Source organism: Marinoscillum sp. (genome assembly GCF_040222955.1).
In the GTDB taxonomy this organism is placed as follows: domain Bacteria; phylum Bacteroidota; class Bacteroidia; order Cytophagales; family Cyclobacteriaceae; genus Marinoscillum.
In genome coordinates, this window is sequence record NZ_JAVKCA010000012.1 from 88,999 (window position 1) to 114,949 (window position 25,951).

Genomic DNA, 25,951 nt, shown 5'->3' on the forward strand with positions numbered 1-25,951 from the left:
AAAAAAAATTGTCATCAGATTAAATGAACATCACCTTTAAATCCAATTTACGTTGATATATATGTTCCATTAATTTGAAGTTACCTGATTATATTTTAAATTATATGTAAACCCAAAAACACACCAACAATGTACTACCTCAAACGTTTCCCCCACCTGATATTGTTACTTCTGGTTATTGCATCATGCAGACCGGATAAGCCACCTGCCAATGAGGAGAAAGTTTCGTTTGAAGGCTCATGGAACCTGATCGCTTATATCCCCCACTCAGAGGGATTCACGGAGTGGAATAGCTATGGCGATAGTATTCTCTATCAGAAGCACCTGACCTCAGATCATTTCACATGGATTAAATATGATACCAAAAATGAATTACTGCTGGGTATGGGAGGTGGAAGCTACAGCATTAAAACCGGACAGTATGTGGAAAACATTGAGTTTTTTTTCCCACCCGGAAGCTCTGAGCTTGGTCAGGCCATTCCTTTCAACTTTGACCTGTCAGATGGTATCTGGTACCATACGGGGTATGCCAAAGAAATGGATATGGACATGGAAACCGGTGAGATAGTGGTCATAGACTCCAACAAAATAGAAGAAAAATGGATGAAAACTGATCTCCCTCCCAATACCAACACCAAGGTCCTGGGCACCTGGGAACTGACCTCATACCTCGATGCCAGTCAGAAAGAGTTTATGGAGTATCCTGAATTTATTGGCTACATTAAACTGATCACCCCCACGCATTTCACCTGGATTTATTTCGATAAGGATGCGGATGAAATTTACGCTTCGGGTTCGGGAAGCTACCGATATGAAAATGGAAAATACTCAGAAACCATTGATATGATCTACCCAACCAATAGTGGACAGATCGGTGAAACAGTCACCTTTAAGTCTGACATAGAAAACAGCAAATGGAAACATGCCGGATACCTCCCCAATATAATTATCGACAGTACCAACGGGGATATTGTTAAGGATTCAATATTAATTGATGAAGTTTGGGCCCTGCACTCGGATAAATCCATGTAATGAGGCTGAAAAATTAAAACTTATGGTTACCTTTTATCGTTAAAACGTATTCAACCCCAAGAGCCAGACTAAGAAGTACAATTTATTCACCGAATAATTAAACTTGATTGACAAGATTATCATGAAATTTATATGGTATAACCCCGATTTGGATGCTTATCAAAAAGGAACCATGGAGGACTATTCTCACTTAATAGGCTCAAGTGATAATGGTGACAGGTTTGATATCCTGTATGAATTTGCAGATTCATCAGATCGGCTGATTGATAAGATTTTAGGTTCTCTCAACATCGTGAGGAGTCAAAAAGTGACTACCAACTAAGTCGCTCCATTCAATTTATGTCTAATTGTATTTCCTATCCGGGTAAGTCTTATCTGCTTCTTCTTCTAATATTACTTTTCTCGTGCAGTCCCAAAGTCGTTGATTTTGTCAACTCCAGGTCCAACTTCAATAGCTACGGCAGCTACCTTGTCGTTAATTTCAAGGCCAATCAAACCGACATTTCCGAAGAGGGACGAAAAATTCTTTCTGAAATCGAACAAAACATTCACCTGGAAATGAACCGGCGATCTTACCGACCGCTCAATGCAAACCCAGACCTTGTTGTGCGGTATGAGCTCATTTCCAATCAGGCCATCAAGACCCAGCAAAACAACTACGGATACTCTCCATACTCCACCTTCCCCTCTCAGAATTATGTCACGGTAAGAGCGGTACTGGAATCAGCACTACTGATTGAAATCACCGACGTGAAGACCAAGAAACTGGTATGGCAGGCGAGTGTGGACATGGATAAATACACCAGAAAGAGCAAGCAGGAAGAAATCATCAAAGATGCTGTCACTAATCTCTTCGATACTTACCTTTACCGGGCAAACTCGAATGCTCCTGACGAATCTTTGATATCAGCTAAATGACAGACTTTGGTTTCCTCTCCCTACTACCACCCATCCTTGCCATTTTTCTCGCCATCAGAACCAAACAAGTCATTGTATCCCTCGTTTTCGGGCTACTGCTAGGCTATGTCATCATTTCCGGAGGCAATATTTTTGAAGGTATTCTGTCCACGGCGGACCATCTGGTACAGGTATTTGAAAGTGCAGGAAACACGCGAACAGTCCTCTTTACGTTACTGATAGGAGCCCTCATTCAGCTGATTCGCTACTCCGGGGGCATCAACGGTTTTGTTCGGAGAATTCAGCAATCAATTTTGAAAAGTAAAAACCCAAAATCAAAACTGCAAGTGGCTGCCGGACTCACAGGGTTTTTCATATTCATAGAATCAAACATCTCTATCCTAACCGTAGGCACGGTTTTTCAATCTCTTTTTGATAAGTTCAACATTTCCAGGCAAAAGCTGGCTTATCTGGCAGATAGCAGCTCGGCGCCTTCCTGCATCCTGTTTCCGCTGAATGCCTGGGGAGCCTACATCATAGGTTTGTTGTCGGTCTACGAGGGTGTGGCTCCATTCAAGACGCTCCTTTACTCCATACCCTTCAACTTCTACCCGATACTCACTCTGGCACTCGTGTTTTTCCTTGCTACTACTAACAAAAGCTACGGCCCGATGAGAAAGTTCGAGCAAGCCACCGCCGAAAATCCGGCTCAAGAGGAACCAATTGCCGATGGAAAAGCACGAAACATGCTGATTCCCCTGGGTGTCATGATTGCTTCTATGCCACTCTTTCTCATTTACACAGGCTGGTCAGGCGAGGTGTCTGGATCCTTTGGCGCGAAAACCTGGGATGCCATAGCCAATGCATCCGGCTCGGCTGCTGTATTATATGCCGTAATCTCAGCGGTCGTTTTTGCAGGAGTATTTTATGGCGCCCAAAAGAAAATTAATCTCGGAACCTTCATAGAAGAAAGCATGACGGGTATGAAGGAAATGTTCTCTATGGCCATTCTGATGGTTCTCGCTTTCGCTATCGGAACACTCTGTAAAGAACTTGGCACGGGGGTCTATGTGGCTTCCATCACCTCCTCATGGCTGTCACCGTCCCTTGCTCCGGCGATCATTTTCATCACAAGCTGTTTTATCGCATTCAGCACGGGTACCTCCTGGGGTACTTTTGCCATTATGATCTCTATTGCCGTACCATTGGCTCAGGCCATCGACCTGAATATTTACCTGGCTGTAGCTGCTGTGCTTGGTGGTGGTGTATTTGGTGATCACTGTTCGCCGATCTCAGACACCACGCTGATATCCTCTATGGCTTCCGGTTCAGACCATATCGATCATGTACGGACCCAGCTGCCCTATGCCCTGCTCACCGGGGGATTGTCCGTGATAATGTATCTGATTATTGGGTTTTGGGTTGCCTGATTACTCTGAGTAATAGGCTGGCGCCAGGTCCCGGGCGTTGTAGCTGTTTTTCATCGTTTCGCCGTATGCACCCGTCGAGCAGATCATCAGGATATCGCCGCGTTTGGTTTCGGGTAACAGAATAGCTTTTCCAAAAGTATCTGACGATTCACAAATAGGCCCCACCACATCATATTGTATGGTGCTCGGCGCTTCAGACAGACTTACAATCTTATGCCTGGCCTGATAGAGCGCAGGTCGCATCAGGTCTGTCATGCCTGCATCCAGTATCAGGAAGTTTGAATGATCGCTTTCCTTTAAGTACAGGGCTCTGGTCACCAGCGTCCCACATTGCCCTACTATGGACCGACCCAACTCAAAATGCACCTCCTGACCCGGGAGCAATTTCAAGTGCTCATGAAACACCCGAAAGTAGGCATCAAAATCAGGGATAGGATGCTCCTGAGGGTTTTCATAATCAATCCCGAGACCCCCACCCACATTTAGGTGCGGCAGTGAGAAACCAGCAGCCAGCAGTTCTTTCTGAAGGTGATTAACACGCTCACACAAATTCTTAAACCGATCCAGATCGGTAATCTGACTACCAATGTGGTAATGCAATCCAATGAAATGAATATTGGTCAGGGATCTGAGCAAATCCAAAGACTCCAGTAGTTGTTCACCAGAAATTCCGAATTTATTCCCTTTAGCACCCGTGGTGATATAGTGGTGGGTACCGGCATCTATTGCCGGGTTGATGCGAATGGATACATTGGCTCTTTTACCCTTCCTTCCTGCTATCTCATTGATCACTTCAAGCTCCTGAAGGGATTCAACATTGAAAGAGAAGATATTCTGATCAATCGCATACCCGATCTCCCTGTCCGTTTTACCCACACCGGCCAAAACAATTTCATCAGACTTAAATCCGTGTTCCAGACCTATTTTGACCTCATTGCCACTCACGCAATCTACACCCAGGCCTGCTTTTTTAATTCGCTCCAAAATGGGCATATTGTTATTGGCTTTCAGGGCATAGTGCACATGGTACCCGTACCTGTTGGCCGAAGAAAGGGCCTTTAGGGTAGCATCTAGTAGTTCGAGATCGTAATAATAGAATGGCGTTTCTCTCGCTGAGAAAAAAGAGCGCAGATTTTTCAAAGGTCTCTTGAGTTTATTTACAGTACTTTTTAAGGATAGCTTTGGCCTCAGGCACATCGAGGTTCACCGCTCTGCGTATGTCATCGCAAGCAGACTTGGACTGCTTCTTATGGATTTTGAGCGCTCCCCTGTATAGGTAGGCTTCTCCGTACTCTCCGTTGATATTAATGGCCAGCGTGTATGACTCCATCGCGCTGTCCACATATCCCAGCTGATGCTTTGCTCTGGCGACTAAAAAATGTCCCTGTGCTGAGTTTTCATTTAGTTCTAAGGCTTTGTCGGCAAAAATAACAGCCTTGTTATAAGCCTTTTTGGAGTAGTATAACTTTGAGAGGCTTAGGTTGGCATTCAGATTCTGATTGTCCAGGCTCAGTACCTGCAGAAAATCCTGCTCAGCCAGATCCAGCTGACCTATTTCCTCATAGGCCCGCCCCCTATTATACAAATGATTAATCGCTGAAGGATTGGTTTCTAATGCCCTGGTGTATTCTTCAATCGCCTGCTCGAACTCTCCCTTCCCATAAAGTTTATCACCTGTGCTGGAAGTCTCGCCACCGCAGCCCGACAGAAAAAAAGTGATCAACACAAACACCAAAAATCTCATAACACTTGTTTAGCAGGCAAATATAGAACCGACTATTGATAATCGGGCCCATATTTTATATTTCTGTAACCTGTAAGGTCACAATAAGCTTTGCCAAAAAACATTTCGGCTTCTATTCTGAGTGGTAAATGGTTAGTATCCGCTGATATCCAGGCCACAATCCCCTGTTCATTTGGGAAAATATCACTCGGAGGAACGAGAAAATTCACTTTGTATGCTTGCAAAAGGCCTACTTTGGAATCTATTTCTTCCTTTCCATTGAAGACGAGTTCAAAATTATAGAGTTCATCCTCATAGAAGGTTTTGATCCGTATGGTGTCCCCTTTTCGGTATTTCTCAAACTCCACGTTTCTCAGAAAGAGATAGGAGCTCATGAGGTCATAGACATCCCCATTGATCTCATACATGCGTTTGGGATTTCGCTTTTCCTTCCGTGGGTCGTAGCGCAAAACTTCTACCTTTCCCTGATCATGATCAAAGTAGGTTCGTTCTTCACGCATGTACTTTCCCTCCTCAATGTTTCGGTAGGCATGCATCGGGAGTAAATCTTCTTTCTTCACATAGGCTCCCCAGCGGTCATCTACATGGGTAAAAACCCCCAGAAACCCGGCAGTCTCCCCTTTAATTTCCACCTTATAACAGTCCTCATTCTTATAAGAATGAAAATTGTCGTCTATGTCCAAAGAAGCTTTGCCCACAGTAAACCAGCCATAGCTGAGTTTAAAATCAAGATGCTCTCCCGTCCTGAACTTGTAGTTAGCAGTAGGATCTTCATTTTCTGCAGGCTGTGCTCCCAGAAAATAACAAGAGAAAAGAATAAGAATGAATGAAAGCATAGAGTGAATCTGTTCGCTGAACATTACGATAACAACTTATGTGCCAGAAAAACGGTTATACGGACACGTTATTTTCTCTCAGTGCAGTATTGAGTGATGTTTTTTTATCAGTGCTTTCTTTTCTTTTGCCAATAATCAGGGCGCAGGGTACCTGATACTCTCCCGCCGCAAAAGTTTTGGGCATTGTTCCTGGAATGACTACAGATCTTTCCGGCACATACCCACGGTGTTCGACAGGCTCAGATCCTGTCACATCTATGATCTTAGAACTGGAAGTCAGAACCACATTGGCTCCCAAAACCGCTTCTTTCCCTATCCGAACTCCCTCTACCACAATACACCTGGAACCTATGAAAGCATTGTCTTCGATAATAACCGGAGCAGCCTGAACAGGCTCCAGAACACCGCCAATTCCAACGCCTCCACTCAGGTGTACGTTTTTGCCAATCTGCGCGCAACTTCCTACAGTAGCCCATGTATCCACCATGCTGCCCTCATCCACGTAAGCCCCTATGTTCACATAAGACGGCATCAGCACTGTATTCTTATTGATGAACGAACCATACCTGGCAATGGCATGCGGAACCACTCTCACCCCAAGCTGGTCATAGCCAGACTTAAGTTTGATCTTATCATGAAACTGAAAAGGCCCCACCTCTATCAACTGCATCTTCATCAACGGAAAATACAAAATCACGGCCTTCTTCATCCATTCATTTACCTGCCATTCTCCATTCTCCAGAGGCTCGGCTATCCGCCGCTTCCCCATGTCCAGATCATCTATTAAAGTCTTAATGGCCACAGACACTTCTTTGTTTGTGATCAGAGATCTGTCGTCCCATGCCGACTCTATGATTTCGCGTAATTCCTGCATATATCAGTCGCTGCTATTTAAAAATGTAAAACCAAGGAAGCAATATTAATCAGCTAAGTCAGATGCCAAAAACAATTTGAAATTTATTTTGCCAATTCGTGGAAACCCGCAGCAAATATTTTGCTTACCAGGGGTGCTCCAGTGTACAACTCTCTTTCCATGTGCTTGAAGGCACAAGCCTGAAGTAATCATTCAACTAAGTTCAAAGAGAAAATCAATCACCTACAGATAACAATTTGATTCATAATTAGTTAAATACGCACAAAAAATGTTAGTTAAAAATATTTTTAGATATGTCTAAAAATATTTTTACCTTTGATTCCATGAAACTAAGTCTTGCAGAAGAGAATTATCTGAAAGCGATCTACCATCTGTCCGATGGCGGAGATATGGGCGTTTCCACCAATGCCATCGCCGAGGAGCTGAGTACCAAACCCGCCTCTGTCAGCGATATGATTCGGAAACTTTCACAGAAAGATGTGGTGGATTATCAAAAATACAAGGGCGTTCAGATTTCAAAAAAGGGAAAACAAATGGCGCTGCAGGTGATCCGAAAGCACCGACTTTGGGAGGTATTCCTGGTAGAGAAACTGAGCTTTTCCTGGGATGAAGTGCATGAGGTAGCCGAGCAATTGGAACACATCAAGTCACCTATTCTTATCAGTAGATTAGACAAATTTCTGGGCTACCCTACCATGGATCCCCACGGTGATCCCATTCCCAATGAGCATGGTGAGATTAAAGAAAACCCGCAACTTCCGCTCGTTGAATTGGGGATAGGCAGCAAGGGAATTGTGGTGAAAGTACCTGATGGAGATCCCTCCCTTCTGCGTCACCTGGATAAAATTAAGATGCGCCTGGGCTCCATTATTCAGGTGAAAGATATTGTGGAATTTGACCAGTCGGTTCTGATTCTGATTGATCAATCATCGGAGGTATACATCTCTGGAGAAATTGCTAAAAACATCATGTTGGCTGTGAAATGAAAAACGATTTAACGAGATGACACCAAATCCCATATTAGCCCTGGCCCTCTTCTTCGCAGGTGTGACCCTGCTGTATCTGGGTTGGAAGTATCGGCTCTGGTCCAGAATATTTCACAACTCCGAGCGCGACAGAAAAACTGCCATGGAGGATGTGCTTAAACAGCTCTACCACGTAGAGTACAGCGGCAGAAAGGCCACACTGAATGCCATGGCCGGTGCGCTCAAGTTGTCTGATCGAAAACTGGTCGGTCTGATTGAAGACATGTCTGGTCTCAACCTTATACGCGCCCAGGCAGACACCATCTCCCTTACCCGGGTTGGCAAGGACTATGCCCTGCACATCATTCGGGTACACAGATTGTGGGAGAAGTATCTTTCAGAGCGTACGGGTATTGATAAGTCTGAATGGCACAACCGCGCCGAGCGGATGGAGCATACCATGACATCAGAAGAAGCTGAAGAGCTCTATCATGAGCTGGGGAGCCCCCGTTTCGATCCTCACGGGGATCCTATCCCCCTCAAAACGGGAGAGATCATCGAATCAAACGCCATACCCTTATCAGGTATTCGCGAGAACGCCCTGGTGAGAATCGTCCACATCGAAGATGAACCTGAAGCTATCTATGAACAAATCATCGACAAAAAGCTCCATATGGGTCAGCAGCTCAAAGTGACGAATATCGATGATCACCATGTCAGGTTCTTTTCAGAGGGTCAGACATATGAACTTTCTTCGATTGTAGCCAGTAACATAGGTGTAAGAAAATTAAGCGAAGAAGAGGTTTTTGAGTCCGGAAAAGTTCGCCTCTCCTCTCTTCGTCAGGGGGAAAAAGGGCAGGTAATTGGTATCTCTTCTGAGTGCAGAGGTGCCAATCGCCGTAGACTTCTGGACCTGGGGTTTATCAAGGGTACATCCATAGAGACAGGACTGGAAGGCCCTATGAAAGAACCCAAAGCATATCTCATTCGCAATACCCTGATTGCGCTGAGAAATGACCAGGCTGATTTGATTTTAATTGAAAAAACGACATGACACCAATGAATGACGTAGTGGACAAGGGATGTGAAACCTGTGCATTTTACAATGCAGCCCAACTCAAGAAATTGGGTATCAACGTGGACAATGCAGATTTCGTAGTAGCCCTGGCTGGAAATCCTAATACCGGGAAGAGCACCGTCTTTAACGCGCTCACGGGCCTGAGACAGCACACCGGAAACTGGGCGGGAAAAACCGTAACCCGGGCGGAAGGTGGCTTCCTGTACAATGACAAGCGATTTAAACTCATCGACCTTCCAGGCACCTATTCACTTCTATCCACCTCAGAAGATGAAGAAGTAGCCCGGAATTTCATCCTGTTTGGTCGACCGGATGTGACGGTCATCGTAGCGGATGCTGCCAGACTGGAAAGAAACCTCAACCTCGTGCTGCAGGTGTTGGAAATCACCGACAAGGCAGTATTATGCCTGAACCTGATGGACGAAGCAACCCGTCATGGAATCGAAATAGATGAGCGAACGCTCGCCAGAGATCTTGGAATCCCCGTGGTGGCTACCAGCGCCAGGTCCAATGCAGGTATCCCCGAATTGATACAAACCATCTATGAAGTGGCAGCGAATCAAATCACATGTAAACCTCATAGAATCAAAAGTTTACCTACAGAAGTAGACCAGGCCGTGGATGAGTTGAGTAGAAAAATACTCAAAACCTACCCTGATCTGCCCAATAGTCGATGGGTAGCCATGAGGCTGCTTGACGGAGACCAGCAGATATTGAACGCATTAAAAAACGGTGATTTTGTAAGCACTACCTGAAATGGAGAAGATAAAGAACGAAACGGATGAAATATTGACCTTTGCCTCCTCCCTCAGGTGGAAGATGGGCGAAGACTATCATGACAAGCTTACGGAGGGAATCTACTCAGATGCTGCCGCTATTACGAAAAGGGTAGAAATCAAGAAGAATGAAAAAGCCTCCTATCACTTCGACAGGATGCTCGACAAAGTATTGACCAGCCGTACTTTTGGATTTCCAATTATGGCGCTGATCCTGTCAGTGATCCTGTGGGTCACTATTCAGGGCGCCAACTACCCCTCCAGCATGCTCAACACCCTGCTGTTGGAGATGGTCTACCCCTTCCTGAAAGGTCTCTCTGCACAATTAGGGGTGGTTTGGTGGCTAGATGGTTTCCTTCTGGATGGTGTGTATATGGCGGTGGCCTGGGTGATCGCTGTGATGCTCCCGCCAATGGCCATCTTTTTTCCGCTGTTCACCTTGCTGGAGGACTTTGGCTATCTGCCCCGTGTCGCATTTAACCTGGATGGGTTATTTAAGAAATCGGGTGCTCATGGTAAGCAGGCGCTGACCATGAGTATGGGCTGGGGCTGCAACGCAGCAGGTGTAGTGGCGACCAGAATCATTGACAGCCCGAGAGAGCGGCTCATTGCCATTATTACCAACAATTTTTCACTCTGCAATGGACGCTGGCCCACACAGATCCTGATTGCGACCATCTTTATCGGGGTGTTGGTTCCCACCGGATGGTCAGGCCTTATCTCAAGTGCTGCGGTTATTGGAATCGCCTTTTTGGGCATTTTCTTTACATTCTTTACTTCATGGTTTCTTTCCCGCACCATGCTGAAAGGCGAAGTATCTACTTTCACGTTGGAGCTTCCCCCATATCGTCCGCCACGTTTTTGGAAGACCATCTATACTTCCCTTATTGACCGAACGATTATCGTCTTGTGGAGGGCCATCGTATTTGCTGCACCTGCGGGTGCCGTCATCTGGCTGATTTCCAACATCAGCATTTCGGAAGTCAGCTTAGCAGCCTATACCATTGACTTTCTGGATGAGTTTGGTCTTTTGATTGGCCTCAATGGAGTTATCCTTTTGGCATACGTGGTAGCCATCCCCGCTAATGAGATTGTAATTCCAACGATATTGATGCTTACTGTTTCACATTTTGGTATAGTGGATATGGGAGCTGGTGATGGAGTGATGTTTGAGCTGGACTCCACCACTGAAACAGCCCATATACTAAAAACCGGTGGGTGGACATTGCTTACCGGGATCAACCTGATGCTATTTAGCTTGCTACACAACCCCTGCAGCACCACTATTTATACCATTTACAGGGAAACAAAAAGCTGGAAGTGGACTTCAGTAGCGACTTTCTTACCTATCGTTTTCGGGCTGATTGTATGCTTTCTGGTTGCTCAGTTCTGGAGAATCTTATTTTGATCTTAGAAATAAGAAAGGCCTCATAAAGCCTTTCTTATTTCAATTCTCTAAGAATCATTCGAGGATGACTTTCTTGATCACCTGACCTTGTGCGTCTTCAATGATCAAGTAATAAACACCCCGGCCAAAATGGTTCAATTCAAGGCCTATTTCATTTCGACCCTCCCCATCAATCAGCATCAACACCTTACCAGAGATATCCAGCAGCTTCAGTGCCTGTATCGGCCAACTATTAATAATACTCACATGACCATCCAGAGAGGGGTTGGGATAAATGATCAACTCATGATCAGACTCAAGACCAAGCGGCCCAGCCTCTGCCTGATCAGTGATCTGTACAGAAACAATGGCTATATCCGAGCTCGTAAGATCACTTACCTGAACGATAAACGAAATGTTCCGATTGACCTCATAATCCAGCGCTGTAGTATCCCCAACTGAAAGGATTCCTGTTAATTCATCCAGAGTAAAGGTCTGCTCCGTATTGCCGGAAATGATCTCATAAGTGAGGCTATCCCCGTCCTCATCTGATGCTACCACTGTTCCGACCACCACACCGGAACGGGTATTTTCTTCAATTGTGAAACTCTGATCCAAAATCACTGGTTGATGATTTTCAGGCCTTTCATTCACATCAATCACCCTGATGACTACCATGGCAGTATCTGCCAAGGAACCATCCGAAACAGCTACCTCCAGATCAAACATGGAGGTGGTCTCAAAATCAAAATGACTGGAATCATTGATCAGTAATTGGCCCACTGAAGTTAATGTAAATGGCAGGCCTGAATTTCCCGACACAATGGAAAAAGTAAGTGCGTCATTATCAGGATCTGAAGCAACAACCTTCCCAATCTCGAAACCACTTGGACTGTTTTCCGACACAGAGAAGGCTTGATCTGGAATCACGGGACTGTGATTTTCATCCACATCTGTAAGATAGATGGTAATCAAAGCGGTATCTGATTCCACACCGTCACTCACTGTCATCACCAACTCAAAGAACGTATTGACTTCATAATCCAACTGTGAAGAATCATCAACCAAAAGCTGAGAAGAGCGCACTTCAAAAGCTGACAGATCACTATTCAGGATGGTAAACGTCAATGAATCATCCTCCGCATCTTCGGCTCTGAGCTCACCAACCTGAAAGCCTTTAGGGCTGTTTTCAGGAATTTCAAAAGTTTGATCAGCGAACGATGGTGGGGTATTTTCATGAGTATCCAGTACAGTCACAGTCACACTAAAGGTGGCTTGATCAAATTGGTCTGTAACGACAATATCAAAATAAAACACTCCCTGCTCTTCAAAATCAATTAACGAAGAGTCCTTTATTGTCAATTCACCATCAGGATCCACCTCAAAAGCAGCTGTCCCATTGTACAAATCCATTTCAAAAATCAGAGAATCCCCGTCTTCATCAGTGGCGGAAACATGCCCAACAACAGTACCTGCAGGGCTATGTTCGAACACCTCGAATGAATGATCCATCACCACAGGCAGATCATTCACATCCATCAGGTTAACAGTGATCGTAGCTGTATCGGCCAAAGCATAATCCCTGACAACAACCATCAAATCAAAAGAGCTTTGGTCTTCAAAATTCAATAGAGAAGAATCCCTGACGGTTAGCATACCCGTTGTGAAAACCTCAAATACAAGGTTGTCGTTGCCAATGAGCTCATATTCCAAGGAGTCATTATCTTCATCTTCCACAACCACATAGCCTACGACTTGGCCATAAGCACTATTTTCAGGGATTTCAAATACCTGAGGACTTAAAACCGGAGGATCATTCTCATCCATCACATCTATCCGCACCTGCGCTGTATCGGTGTATGTCCCATCAAATACCTCAACGTTCAGTTCAAATATCCAATTCAGCTCATAGTTGAACTGAGCCGGATCATGAACCAACAACCTTCCATCATCCTCCAATTCAAGGGCAAATGACTCGTTACCGGAAAAAATCCTATAAGTAAGCGTATCCCCGTCCTGATCTAAGGCCTCTAATGCGCCTATTAGATGTCCTCCAGGGCTATTTTCAGATACCGAAAATGTAACATCATCCAGCTGAGGAGGTGAATTGGAAGGAGGAATGCCGGATCCGCTCAAGGAGACTGTTATATCGGATTCGTTTGGATCATTACTCAATATTCTCAGGCTACCTGTGAGAGGAGCAACGGTGGTTGGTGTGTAAATTATGGTCAAAGTCCTCTCCTCATCCGGTGCCAGGACAAACTCACTGACCTCCACCGTGAAATCAGGGTGGTTGGAGGCAATAGACGACACCCTGAGTAAATCCGTTCCAAGATTAGAAATGGCAAGTGATTGCTCACCCGTTTGGCCCACTTCTACCTCTCCAAAGTTCAGAGCCGAACCAGACAACGTAATGTCTGGAATCCCAGCTACCTGTAGCGTTACTGGCACGGTAACCATAGGATTCACATAGTCATTGGAATTCACCTGAATACGTGCCTGGTGCAAGCCCACTGTCATTCCGGCAGCTGAAAAATCCACGGCCATATCAGTGAAACTGCCAGCAGCAATCGTGTCTTGCCTCTGCCCTATTGAAAGCCATTTGGGGCCCAGTTGGAGCATTTCGAGATAAGCGCTCATAATAGAAGTCATTGCATCGTTATCATAATAGTTGCTGGAAGCACCTGCAAAAAGTAAGTAATGAATGCTGTGCACATCTGACAACCCATTCACATCATGGTTGTCGCTGTTGGTATTGGTACTAAATTGATGAGTGGGTACCCCATTATCCTCTACTATGATCAAATGGTTCACTGAAGGATCTCCGGAATTATAGACTCGCTTCACAAACCCAAGAAAGGTTCTTCCATGTGTCTCCATTTCTATCACGGCCCCATCCACACTACCTGCTCCATCCGCACCGAGGTTACCGGTAATATAAAACCTGGTCACCTGCTCCAGGTTAGCTGCCAACACAAACAAACCGGGCTTTTTAAGGGTGAAATACTCTTTGGCGCCAAAGGCCTGATGACTTGAAATCAGGTCATTGGAATAAGGTATGTAAGCTCCCAAATTGGTAGAAAGATAGTTACCACCATCGTACATATCTCCGCCCCCATCACTGATCCCGATTCCTTCTACCCCTTCTGAAAAGTCATAGCGATTGGCTATCAAGTCCGTTATGGATCCATAGTTTTCATTGAGACTCTTTTTGAGGCTTACCAGATCCACTGAATCTGATGTTTGACTATTCTGAACCTGATGTCTGATGGCTTGCTCCCAGTTTTCAGATGGATCTGCAACTGATAGATCTTCCTTTGATACCTGAGCCCCGGCTCCTGTAAAAACAGGACTAGCCTTTATTCTCACTTGTTCTTCCTGCTCATTTAAAATTAAATTGACAATCAGGTCTGCTCCGCTGCCTGTATTGTCTATCCTCAGGTTTTGTGAAGCCTGTTCCCCTAAAATAAGGCTCTCGGAAATTGAATCAGGCGAAACAGAGATCACTGGAGGAAGAATACCCTCTCCGTATAGACTTACCTGTATCTCACCTTCGTCGGGATCATTGCTTAGCATCGTAAGTGTGGCGCTCACGATTCCGGGTGAACCCGGGTGATAATGGATGAAAACTTCCTTATCAACACCAGCAGCGATCACTACTTCTTCACTCGATGGGGAAAAATCTGCATGGTCGATGCTTAACGAAACAATCAGTTCATCCGCACCCACATTGGCCACAGTAACAGACCGAACAGCAGAATCCCCCACAAAAACCTGGTCAAAACCCAAAGCCTCTACTGATGGATCAATATCTGGCGCGGCAGTTACCTGAAGCGAAACCGGCACATTCACAATAGGCGTTGCCGGATCATTGGTCATGAAATTGATTTCTTTCTGATAAAGCTCCCCTCCCAGACCATACGCATCAAAGCTGAGCTCCAAAGTGGTACGCTCTCCTGCATCCAGAACACCCTGCGTTGGCCCTGCTTCCAACCAATCGTTCAGGCTGTAGTCGCTAACCCCCAACACCAGAGCATCCTGATGCCAGGGGTGCCAGTACAATTTTCTGTTGTCATAAGCCAGACTATAAGAACTGCCGTCATAAGACAGCTGGATGGTATCATTTAACTGCATTGCATCATCCGAAATAGAAAGGCCATATACTATGCTTTCACCATTAAAGGTGAGTGACCAAACCGTACCATTTGACCAAGCCAACTCCATCACCTCACTATATATCCCCTGATAACTGTTGAGTATAGTTCCATCAAAATCAACCACATAAAATGGCTCAAAATACTCAATGGCCTGAGTCAGAATAAAATGAGTTCCATTGAAGGTAATGGCCGGATAATCTGTGAATGGGGTTGAAAATGAACCAGAATAAACCCCATTGAAATCATAGGCACGAACCAGTCCATCATAACTTCCAATCCACAACAGACCTGCTGCATAGGTGATACCATAAGGGTCAGAGTGAAGCGGGAAGCTTTCAACTACTTCTCTGGTGTGCAAGCTGTATTTGTCCAGCTTTCCTTCACCATAATTTACGGTATATATTGTATCTCCCTTCACATAGATACCGGTTGAGTTTGAAGTGAAGTTTGGGAGTGTATCCAAAACCTCTTTATTTATGGACGCAAAGGATGATCCTTCACCTTCAAAGGATAATTCCGGCACCTCCGTCTGCGGAGATGGTGATCCGTAAAACCCAACAGGCGTGTGGGTAACGGTAGCCCCATCATTTATTTCAAGAGACCACTCCAACTCGCTACCGCCTGTGTTCTCCAGAGTTAAAATTTGGGTACTTTGCATACCCGTCAGCAAGGACTCTGACAAACTATCCTGATCCACTCCTACAATTGGTGGGTTCACCGCTCGTCCAAACAAGTGAACAATCAGTGATGCTTCATCGGGATCATTACTCAAGACACTCATCTGAACAGTGTCCAGTGCTGCCACCAAGGGGGAATAACTGACTTCCAAAGCTTGAGTCTTCATGGGCAACAGGTAGAAGGATGTGGTATCCACACCAAATGCCGCATGATCAAATGTCACATCAGAAACATGGAGCGTGTCAGTTCCTTCATTCATTATTTCCACAGTACGGGTAGCTGTACTTCCGACAAAGGTTTTTCCAAAATCCACAGCACTCATATCTGAATCAATATCAGGAATACCTGTCACAAACAGACCGACAGAAACACTTGCCACCGGAGACGCGGGATCATTACTCCGCACATCTATCTGACCTGAATAAAGTCCGCCATACAAACCTGTGGCATCCAACAATACCTCATAGTCTCTATACTCACCGGGAGGTATGGTATCAATCTCTGGCACCTCCAACCAGTTCTGTCCTGATATAGATAGTGCGTAAGACGTGATATTTCCTAACAATGGAGCTGAGTTAAAGCCACTCAACGCCAGGTACTCCACAGTCATTCCTGTGGCAATCACTTTACCTAATCCATAAGCGTACTCCACTGTAGTAGGTACAGTCGAATACTGGGTAGAGGTGATGATTGTCGCATCCTCAGGCAAGTCAGTGAGGTGAGTATGATTGGCCAGATTTCCCTCCAAAACGAGTGGTAGATGTTCTCCTATGGGATGATCCGGAGTGTTTAAAACATTGTAACTCTCACCGCTCCCGTACATCATATGAGCTCCTCCGACCAGATCCACATTGTTGCCATGGGTGGCCAGCTGATATTGAACTACCCCTCCATTTTCCACAAACTCCTCAAACCGCTCACGATTGCTACTTATATGTTCATAGTAATCATAGCTTTGGTCTCCGGTAGTGATAATCAAATCATAGGGTTCCAAATCATGACCACTCAAATACTGAGCGTAGACGGTCACGGCTGTAATACCGAAAATTTCTTGCAAGAAATGTCGCATATCCGTGCCCCATGCCGTCGAATTCTGGATGATAAGGACTCTTGCAGTGTCGGACAGGATGCTACCAAAGGATTGAGACACACTAGTGGAATCATGAGTAGTAGATGGTTCCGCTCCACTGTTATGCGCTAAAGTGTTTGTGATGGTCGGTGTCCATGTCCGGCTCTTGAATTCCACCACAAGATGGCTACCCCCATCGGTGTTATCGACTGTGAGTGTCTTTATGGCAGTCTCATCTGTGATCAGGTCCGCCCAGAGGCTGTCAGGATAAACCACCATAACAGGTGGGTTCACCCCGGTTCCTGCAAGCCAAACTAGCGTAGAGTCTCTATCCAGATCGTTGGAAGCTAGCAAGAGATTGCCTTCAAAAATGCCCGCTGTGTCTGGATTAAAATAAACAGTCAACTCATAAGAGTCTTCCGGAGCGATCAAAAGGTAAGTGGTATCTATGGCAAAAACAGAATCTGACAAGGATAAGGTTATTTCCAAATCATCGGTGCCTTCGTTGCTGATCATCAGGGACAGCGTATCCGAATACCCCGCATAAGTTTTAGCAAAAGGCAAACCATCCGTATTGACACTAAGCACTGGCGCTCCGGTCACGTCCATTACAACCGGGATACTCCACTCGCCACTGGCCGGATCATTGCTCAGGATGTTAATATTTGCCAGGTACTCACCTCCATAGAGACCTGTCGCAGTAAAAGACAAGGAGATTTCCTGTAGCTCCCCACCGGGAATAGTGTCCCCTTCTATTTCCATGGACAGCCAACCCCTTCTCCCTTTCGAACCAGCCACAGCATTCGCGATTAAACGAGCCGCATTGTCATCATAGTAATAGTAATCGTAACCAATATATACGACATCTCCCCAACCGACTTTTTTGTGTGCAACTGCAGCATATCCATTGTATGACACAATATTTGATGCTACAGAGTCTGTCAGAGCCATCAGGAATGTTGCATTTTGAGCATATACAGAAGTAGTTAGTCCCTCAGTGAGATAGTGCGTAGAGTCCTCCACTGTCAACATTTGAGAAGAGAGATCTGAGAAATACCCCATGTGCATGAGACCAGAAGCATCAAGAATTTTGAAGGCGGATGGATTTCCACAAAGTATGATAGTCCCCCCTCGCTCGGTAAAAGTTGTTAAAACCTCAGACCAGGAGGTGCCCAGGTTCTCAAAATAAGAATTAGAAGCATACTCCTGCTCAGGGATGAGAAAGACATCCACTGTATCCAACATCTCCCCTAACTCCGTGGCGGAAGTTGCTGTGGTACTGCTTAACCTGTAATCAGTAAAGTACTGAGAGATGGCATTCAAGGTATGGAAGTATTCCTGATCTATGTCCGCATAGCCAACCCACGACAGAATACTCACCTCCCCAGTCAGTGCTGACATGGTTTTCATCGCAATCGGACCGGATTTGGCAAAACCTTCATTGTATCCTGATCCATCAGATGGAGTCATTTGGATCAGGTGTTCATTCGCTTTAAAAAGCTCTGATTCTTCAAGTCGCAGGTTAACTTCAGATGTCCAGATCAAGTCGCTACCCCCGTCTGTATTGTCAATGGTCAGGGTCTGGACAGAGCTGTCACCTGTATAGAGTGCTTCATGCAGACTATCCGGATACACACTCATCATTGGCGGATTTACCCCTATTCCGGATAGACTTATGTGGATAGAGTCCTGATTGGGATCATTTGAAATCAACCAGAGTGATTGAACATAACTTTTGGCGGTGTCCGGCCTGAAGTATACCGGCAGGTCATAGGTATCTCTGGGCTCAATAGAAACCTGCAGGGTATCCGTAACGAATGTGCTGTCTGAAAAAGCGACATCAACAGTGAGTACATCGGTTCCATTATTCAGTATAGTCACTGAAAGCTCTTTTTCATACCCGACGTAGACACTTTCAAAGTGGAGTGAATCATTGACCACCTTCATTACAGGCACTCCGGTCACTTCCAGGTGTACGGGAATCGTCCGACTTTGTGTAGCAGGATCGTTGCTTTGCATGGCGATACCTGCCCGATACACCCCGCCATACAAATCCGTAGCATTCAGTTTGACTGGGATATCCTGAGATTCGCCAGCTCCAATGGTTCCTGCGTTTGTTTCCAATGAAAGCCAGGCATGCTGCCCTCTGGCTCCTGCTACAGCATTGGAAATCACCCTGGCGGCATTGTCATCATAGGCATAATAATCGTAACTGATATACACCACATCACCGCGCCCGATACGCTTGTGCGCCACAACCGCATCATCACTATAACTAATAAGGTTCGTGGCCAGTGAGTCAGAAATGGATGCAACGAAAGTGGCATTTTGACCTGAAAGATTACCCGTAACTCCTGTTGTTAGATAATGCGTGCTATCCTCCAACGTCAATGTTTTTCCGTAAGCGTTTATTGAATAAATCATGTACATCAGACCGGATGCATTCAAGATCTGACCTGATTCCTGGTCTCCACATAGAATAATCGTTCCGCCTCCTCTCACAAAAGATTCAAGCACCTCAGACCATGAAATTCCCAAATTCTCAAAATAAGAAACGCTACCTCCATCTTCCTGCTCAGGGATCAAAAAAACATCCACTGTATCCAACATATTACCCAGCTCCGCAGCTGAGGTGGTAATGGTGGTGCTTAGCTGATAGTCTGTATAGTACTGGGAGATGGCATTGAGGGTGTTCACAAACTCCTGATCCATGTCTGTAAAAGTGGTCCACGCCAAAATACGCTTAGTCCCTGAAAGGGCCTGCATGCTTTCCATGGGGATAGGGCCGACATTGGCCATCCCTTCATTATTACCTGATCCGTCAAACGGTTCAAGGGAAGCACGGTGCTCATTTGCTTTGTACAACTCCGTCTCCTCCAGATCAAAAAAGACACCCGACTCCCAGATCAGATCAGACCCTCCTTCCAGGTTGTCAAGGGTAAGTACGATTACAGTGCTGTCACCCGTAGACAGTGCCACCCCCAGGCTGTCCGGACTTATACCAAAGGCGGGCGCAGCGATTCCCTGCCCGGTCAGGTGTATATAGATAGAATCCTGATCCAAATCATTCGTAACCAATAGCACCTCTGAACTAAACGGGCCAACTGAGTCCGGATGGAAATAGACAGGCAAATTGAATCCGGCTGATGGTAATATGCTCAGACTAGAGGAATCAGCACTGAAGAACTCATCCTCAAAGTACAAATGAACCTCCAACGCATCAGTACCTGCGTTACTGATCACCAAATTCAAACTATCAGCATAGCCCACAAAGGCCTCCTCAAAAGATAAGGTATCAGGAGTTATCCTGACATCAGGAGCACCAGTTACAAAAAGGGATACCGGGATGTCGACTAATTGTCTTTCAGGGTCATTGGACGTTAGGGAGAGGTCGGTCTCATAATTCCCCCCATAAAGGCCTTCTGCATCCATTGTGATGAGGACATAGGCCGTATCTCCAGCAGCCACCACCCCCTCAGAAACGCTGGTATACAACCAATTAAATGCACCAATGTCTGCCTTCCCTTTTGGGTAACCCGTACGTTCCGGAACAGCCGCTATGCCCTCCATGCCCCGTTCAGAAGCAGACAGCAGAATTGGTGAATCAAAATCTGTTACTTTATCTGCAAACCAACAACCAGAGCTCCCTCCACTTGTCATCAACCCTGACATGAAATTGCCTTCCCGATTGCCTGCATACCTGGCACCTGCATCAAACACCCAGACAATAGAATCTCTGTCCATACTCCACGTGCCACCAGTGCCCTCGCTGGTTGCGAAAGTATGATCTTCTAAAAAATCAATAACCGCACCGCTTGCCCCTCCATTACAATTCCAATCATAGGTCAAAAGCCATTCTCCCAAAAAGTCATCTACCAGCCCAGTAGATAACTCATACTCCAGATCAGAAAATCCACTGTTATGAATGGCCAGCTGCCTTTCTGAGATATCTCCCGTATAAAGAGAATCCACCAGACTGTCTATGGAGAACACCAAAGTGGGTGGTTCGGCACCCAGACCCTTAGCAAAAATAGTCAGCGTATCAAGGTTGGTGAATACCGTAAAAAAGGCGGAAGTATCAAAGACATCAGTGGGCGTAAAGTAGAACTCAATGGTCTTCGAGGACAACTCACCGATAGAAAAAGCAGTATCGGAGACACTGAATACATCATTATTCACCTCAATATCACTAACCACAAAAAGTCCTGACCCCTGATTAGAAAAAGTCACTTCAGCAACCTCTCTGTAGCCAACAGGCACCTGCCCAAAACTTATTGAATCTGTCACTACAGGTAACGGCACCAATGAAGGCACCCCAACCGCATTCCATGCTTCCACCACCGCCAGATACTCTTCGCTTGATGAGCCAAACAAATCAATAGCAGCCTGCTCTGACCCTACCCGGGCGTCTGAATAGTCAGAAGTAGAGGTCAGGTAAACGGTAAGGTTACGGTAAGCAATTTGCTGGGCTGCCTCCAGCCCAATGCTCATCACATTGTAGTCATATCCATTATCATTGGTGCCAGCACCGCCCTCTACCAGCAAATAATACCAAAAATTCTGAACCCCACTATTATAATGGACCCCGCCATTGTCTCCTGAGCCTGTATACCAATTATCACCACGATAAGTGTCCGGTTGACCCTCCGCATTGGGATTACTCATGGACCTGATCATACTCACTCCATCAAAATAGATTTGGTCACCAAGGTTCCAGCTGGCTGTTTCGGGGAAGGTTTCAAACTCAATGGATTGGCCAAAAATATCACTGAATGACTCATTCAAAGCCCCTGACTCATAGGAATAGACCAGGCCAGCACTGTGCTGGGTCACCGCATGGGTAATCTCATGCCCAACAATGTCCATAGAAACCAGCGCAGAGGCTGTGGTGCCATTTCCATCCCCATAGGTCATTCTGGAGCCATCCCAAAAGGCATTGAAATACCCGGTAGAATAATGGACATAGGACCGAATGCGGGCCCCTGCATCATCATAGCTATCACGTCCAAAATTTTCTGAAAAATACCCGTAAGTGGCAGCCGCACCAAAATGTGCACTCACTCCTGCCTGACTGTTTGTCTGATCAAAATGGCTGTCAGGTTCCGAAAAAAGTGTTGCGCTCCCGTAGCTGGTACCATGCTTGAGGTCATAGGTATATATACCACCCCCAGTAGAATCATCCGACAGGTAATAGGTACCACCATCAAAATTCAGCAGGATAGGAACTACACCATCATAGAGCGACTGCCCTGTACCTTCTGCTCCAATGGTGTGAATTTTATTGTAAACATTAATAACCTCTCCTGAGTGGGCATCAATTTCCACGTTGTACCTTCCAAGCGGCTGCTGTGCATAGATGTCAAACTGATACACCAAATTGAGCGGTTGACCCTTGTCATACTTTCTCCTACTTAACACCAGCCTGGATTGGGGGTGAAAAGAAGCGTGTGCGTCTTTCGTTTCCTGCTTAAGAAATTGCTCATTCTCTTCACTTTCCCACATATAGACTTCTGCCTGCACTTGATCGAGGGCCAACTGCAAAGCGGCTTCCCTCGTGATGGATGGCTGCGTGTTCAATGAAATTTCTTTCAGGACACTTCCGTTTGCTGAAATGGCGTTCTGCCCTTTTGTATGTACAATATACTCGGCACCCAGTACCTCCAGTCCATCATAGGTCTGCGTATACCTCATGTGTACTTCTCCGTGCGGGTCAGTAGATTTTGATTTCAACTGAAGAGCAGACCGCTCAGGTAATTCCAGCATTTTCCTAAAAGCAGGCAGAGAATCCATCCTCATGCCTTTCTCAAAGCGGATAAACTGCGGTGACCCCTGCTTATCAAGAAGTACTTCTTTGGATTGGGAGACTTTTTGCCCGGCTTTGCTCCCTTCCAGAAGACGCTGACCGTAGGTAAGAGTAGCTGCGCACAGCAATAAAATTAATGCTGATGAGCGAATATGAGCGGCGGAACACAGATTCACAAACTTGGGAAGTTAGGTTGGTAATATATTTCGATAATAAATAATGGGTAAAATAAGGGCATCAGTTTGAATATAAAAGAAAAAGGATGCATTTCACCCGTAACGACCACCGTCACGTTCTATGCCTGCACCAAAATGAGAAAAGCCCTCCAACAAATGAAGAGCCTTTCCGTTCTAGCTGGTTCCTAATGAGAAGCCTGGGTGCCATGCCATATTCAATGCAAGAACAGGAAGCAACCCACACAACTCAATGCTAAAGTTTAAACCTATCTTCCATTTATACAATACCTAGTTTTAAGTAGTTCTGCCATGGTCTGACTAATTTTGGCGCATGAATATGAATGATACCATTATTGCCCTGGCTACCGCCCCTGGCGTGGGTGCCATTGGCGTGATCAGGGTCTCCGGACCAGCTACCATTGCCATCGTCAATAGTGTCTTTAAGGGTAAAAACCTCTCAGAAGTAGCCAGTCACACCATTCATCTGGGTACGATCAGGGACGAAGAGAAAATTGTGGATGAAGTACTCATTTCTATCTTCAGAGGTCCAAATTCATATACCAAAGAGGATGTAATCGAGATTTCGTGTCATGGCAGCCCTTATATCATTCAGCAACTCATACGTCTACTTTTGACCAAAGGCGCACGCCTGGCCAAAGCAGGTGAATTTACCCAACGTGCATTTATCCATGGACGCTTTGACCTGGCTCAGGCCGAGGCAGTGGCGGATCTTATTGCTTCTGAAAATGAATCCATGCATCAGGCGGCCATGAACCAAATGCGTGGTGGATTCTCACAAGAAATTGCAAAACTCAGAGAAGAGTTGGTGCATTTTGCCAGCATGATCGAGCTGGAGCTTGACTTTGGTGAGGAGGATGTGGAGTTTGCCAGCAGAGATGACTTGAAGAAACTCATTTACAGCCTGAAAGGCCTCATTACCAGACTTACGGAGAGCTTCACCCTGGGTAATGCCATCAAAAACGGTATTCCCACGGTGATTGCCGGAAAGCCCAATGCCGGTAAGTCCACCCTACTCAATGCTTTGCTGAATGAAGAGAAAGCCATCGTGTCAGATGTGCCCGGTACGACAAGGGATGTAATAGAGGATGTGATCAATGTGGACGGCATTGCTTTTCGTTTTACAGACACGGCTGGTATACGCACCACTGAAGATAAAGTGGAAGCCATCGGTGTAGAGCGTACCTATGCTAAAATGAAAGAGGCCTCCGTGATCATCTACCTGATCGACCTGATCAACGATACCACTGATGACATTGATAGACAACTGACCTACTTAAAGGAACTCAAAGTCCCCTATCTGCTGATTGGGAACAAAATGGACCAGGCTGATGCTAACCTGAGCGCTGTACTGGCGTCTGAAAATGCACTGATGATCTCAGCCAGCCAAAAAGAGAACCTCGAAAACCTCAAAGAGGCCTTAAAAACATTGGTGTCGCTGGATGATTTCAAGACCGGCAACACCATAGTGACCAACCTGAGGCATTACGAAAGCCTGATAGAAACCAACAAGGCCCTGGATCAGGTGATCGATGGCATTGACCAGCAGGTAACCAATGACTTTGTGGCCATGGACATTCGCAACTCCCTTTTTCACCTGGGGCAGATCACCGGAGAAATTACCACCGACGATCTATTGGAGAACATCTTCAGTAAGTTTTGTATCGGAAAGTAATGCCTATTCATCTCTATCAATCTCCGAAAGCAAAAAACACATTAGAGAATCGGTGTACCCGGCCTGATTGTACTCAAAAACAAGCTTGTAAAAATTCGACATCCAAGTTAGGGGATTAAGAAAGGTGAGGTTGTTACAGGAGCTTTGTATCATGTGGATTTTTTACAATATTTATTCAGGTGATTTGATTCCTTTTGCTCCTATGAAAAAGACACTTATCTGCATCACGCTTTCCTTCCTTTTCTGGACCAGCTCCTTTGCTCAAAAGGATGCAATCATTCAGAACGCAATAGACAGCATCAGAACCTCTTCAGACTACCCCGGCCTGGTGTTCACTTTCATTGATCGTGATAAAAACGTTCATGCGTTTGCCAGCGGCTGGGCTGATAAGGAACAAGGCATCCAAATGACCACTGCCCATAAGCTACATGGTGGAAGTACCGGAAAAACGGTGGTATATGCGGTAGTCATGCAACTTGTTGAAGAAGAAAAAATTTCTTTAGGTGATATGGTTTCCAAATATCTCGGAAAGCACAACTGGTACTCACGTGTAGCCAATGCAGATCAAATCACCATCAAAAATCTTCTTCAGCACACCTCCGGTATCGTCCGTTATGAGTTCAAAGAGGTTTTTTTAAAAGACCTGGTAAAGGATCCGGATAAAGTGTGGGAACCTGAGGAACTGCTTGCCTATGTACTCGATGATGAGCCTCCCTTTGAAGCAGGCAAAGGATTCACCTATTCGGACACGAATTACATTCTTTTGGGTATGATCATAGAGCAGGTCACCGGAAACACATTTTATAAGGAAGCCGACAAAAGGGTTTTGGCTCCCCTTGGGATCAAGAGCTTTATACCCACTAATACTAACCAAATTGATAACATGGCCCAGGGATATTATGAAGAAGGATCCGATTACGCCCTTGGCTTCAAAGCCCCCTTTTTGGTGGATGGAAAAGCACAAAACAACATACAATTTGAGTGGACAGGTGGAGGCTATGCCTATGAGAATGCGGACTATGCAAAACTATTGATGTCTATCTACGAAGGTGAGCTCTTTGAAATGGAGTCTCTGGGTAATGCTTTCTTCGACTTTGTAGAAGCAGAAGAAATTCGTGGGGAATACGGACTGGGGGTGATCCGGTACATATATCCTGAAACTGGTGAGTTAATCGGACACTCAGGCTTCTTCCCGGGCTACTACACCATGGGGTTTTATCATCCGGAAACCGGTCAGACCTTTACCATGCAGGTCAACTGCACCCAAATGCCACAGCTTAAGAATTTCAGAAATGATTACCTGAATTTAATCCAATTGATCATTGCTTACCCCTAGATTCCTAAGGTTTTCACACG

15 protein-coding genes are annotated in these 25,951 nt (G+C 45.6%); 10 read left to right on the top strand and 5 right to left on the bottom strand.

The annotated features are described in order from the left end of the window. The first annotated feature begins 129 nt into the window (after nt 1-129). From RIH33_RS11770 to RIH33_RS11785, 4 genes are all read left to right on the top strand, one after another. Nucleotides 130-1,032, top strand: a complete 903-nt coding sequence (locus tag RIH33_RS11770; RefSeq protein ID WP_406653026.1) for a hypothetical protein — start codon at nt 130-132, stop codon at nt 1,030-1,032. Nucleotides 1,033-1,153: 121 nt separating this feature from the next. Beyond that, nucleotides 1,154-1,354, top strand: a complete 201-nt coding sequence (locus RIH33_RS11775; protein WP_406653028.1) for a hypothetical protein — start codon at nt 1,154-1,156, stop codon at nt 1,352-1,354. A gap of 17 nt (nt 1,355-1,371) precedes the next feature. After that, complete coding sequence (locus RIH33_RS11780; RefSeq protein WP_406653030.1) at nt 1,372-1,950, top strand: DUF4136 domain-containing protein; 579 nt, start codon at nt 1,372-1,374, stop codon at nt 1,948-1,950. Then, nucleotides 1,947-3,359 carry a Na+/H+ antiporter NhaC family protein gene (locus RIH33_RS11785; protein ID WP_406653031.1) on the top strand — a complete coding sequence of 471 codons (1,413 nt, stop codon included), beginning with the start codon at nt 1,947-1,949 and terminating at the stop codon, nt 3,357-3,359. Before RIH33_RS11780 ends, RIH33_RS11785 begins: the two co-directional genes overlap by 4 nt. Here the strand turns inward: RIH33_RS11785 and lysA are convergent, their stop codons facing one another. The 4 genes from lysA to RIH33_RS11805 are packed head-to-tail and all read right to left on the bottom strand — an operon-like array spanning nt 3,360 to nt 6,813. After that, complete coding sequence (lysA, locus tag RIH33_RS11790; protein ID WP_406653032.1) at nt 3,360-4,499, bottom strand: diaminopimelate decarboxylase; 1,140 nt, start codon at nt 4,497-4,499, stop codon at nt 3,360-3,362. Nucleotides 4,500-4,512: 13 nt separating this feature from the next. Further along, entirely contained in the window at nt 4,513-5,103 is a 591-nt protein-coding gene (locus RIH33_RS11795) for a tetratricopeptide repeat protein (RefSeq protein WP_406653034.1), read from the bottom strand. A gap of 32 nt (nt 5,104-5,135) precedes the next feature. Then, on the bottom strand, nt 5,136-5,939 hold the full coding sequence (locus tag RIH33_RS11800) for a DUF3108 domain-containing protein (protein WP_406653035.1): 804 nt from the start codon (nt 5,937-5,939) through the stop codon (nt 5,136-5,138). Between the two features lie 55 nt (nt 5,940-5,994). Beyond that, complete coding sequence (locus tag RIH33_RS11805; RefSeq protein WP_406653037.1) at nt 5,995-6,813, bottom strand: 2,3,4,5-tetrahydropyridine-2,6-dicarboxylate N-succinyltransferase; 819 nt, start codon at nt 6,811-6,813, stop codon at nt 5,995-5,997. 293 nt (nt 6,814-7,106) lie between these two features. Between RIH33_RS11805 and RIH33_RS11810 the strand changes: the two genes are divergently transcribed. Genes RIH33_RS11810 through RIH33_RS11825 form a run of 4 tightly spaced genes read left to right on the top strand, consistent with a single transcriptional unit; the run spans nt 7,107 to nt 11,040 of the window. Then, nucleotides 7,107-7,799: a metal-dependent transcriptional regulator gene (locus RIH33_RS11810; protein WP_406653038.1), complete on the top strand. Its 693-nt coding sequence runs from the start codon at nt 7,107-7,109 to the stop codon at nt 7,797-7,799. Nucleotides 7,800-7,815: 16 nt separating this feature from the next. Beyond that, a complete protein-coding gene (locus RIH33_RS11815) occupies nt 7,816-8,832 on the top strand; it encodes a DtxR family transcriptional regulator (protein ID WP_406653040.1) in 1,017 nt (338 codons plus the stop codon). Further along, complete coding sequence (locus RIH33_RS11820) at nt 8,829-9,611, top strand: FeoB small GTPase domain-containing protein (protein WP_406653042.1); 783 nt, start codon at nt 8,829-8,831, stop codon at nt 9,609-9,611. The genes RIH33_RS11815 and RIH33_RS11820 overlap by 4 nt, the downstream gene beginning before the upstream one ends. A 1-nt stretch (nt 9,612) precedes the next feature. Then, complete coding sequence (locus tag RIH33_RS11825) at nt 9,613-11,040, top strand: nucleoside recognition domain-containing protein (RefSeq protein WP_406653044.1); 1,428 nt, start codon at nt 9,613-9,615, stop codon at nt 11,038-11,040. Between the two features lie 54 nt (nt 11,041-11,094). Here the strand turns inward: RIH33_RS11825 and RIH33_RS11830 are convergent, their stop codons facing one another. Continuing rightward, a complete protein-coding gene (locus RIH33_RS11830; RefSeq protein WP_406653046.1) occupies nt 11,095-22,902 on the bottom strand; it encodes a choice-of-anchor D domain-containing protein in 11,808 nt (3,935 codons plus the stop codon). Between the two features lie 331 nt (nt 22,903-23,233). Here RIH33_RS11830 and mnmE point away from each other — a divergent pair, with 331 nt between their 5' ends. Continuing rightward, on the top strand, nt 23,234-24,595 hold the full coding sequence (gene mnmE / locus RIH33_RS11835; RefSeq protein WP_406653048.1) for a tRNA uridine-5-carboxymethylaminomethyl(34) synthesis GTPase MnmE: 1,362 nt from the start codon (nt 23,234-23,236) through the stop codon (nt 24,593-24,595). A gap of 202 nt (nt 24,596-24,797) precedes the next feature. Beyond that, nucleotides 24,798-25,931 (top strand): serine hydrolase domain-containing protein, encoded by a 1,134-nt coding sequence (locus RIH33_RS11840; RefSeq protein ID WP_406653050.1) that lies wholly within the window; start codon nt 24,798-24,800, stop codon nt 25,929-25,931. Nucleotides 25,932-25,951: the final 20 nt, after the last annotated feature.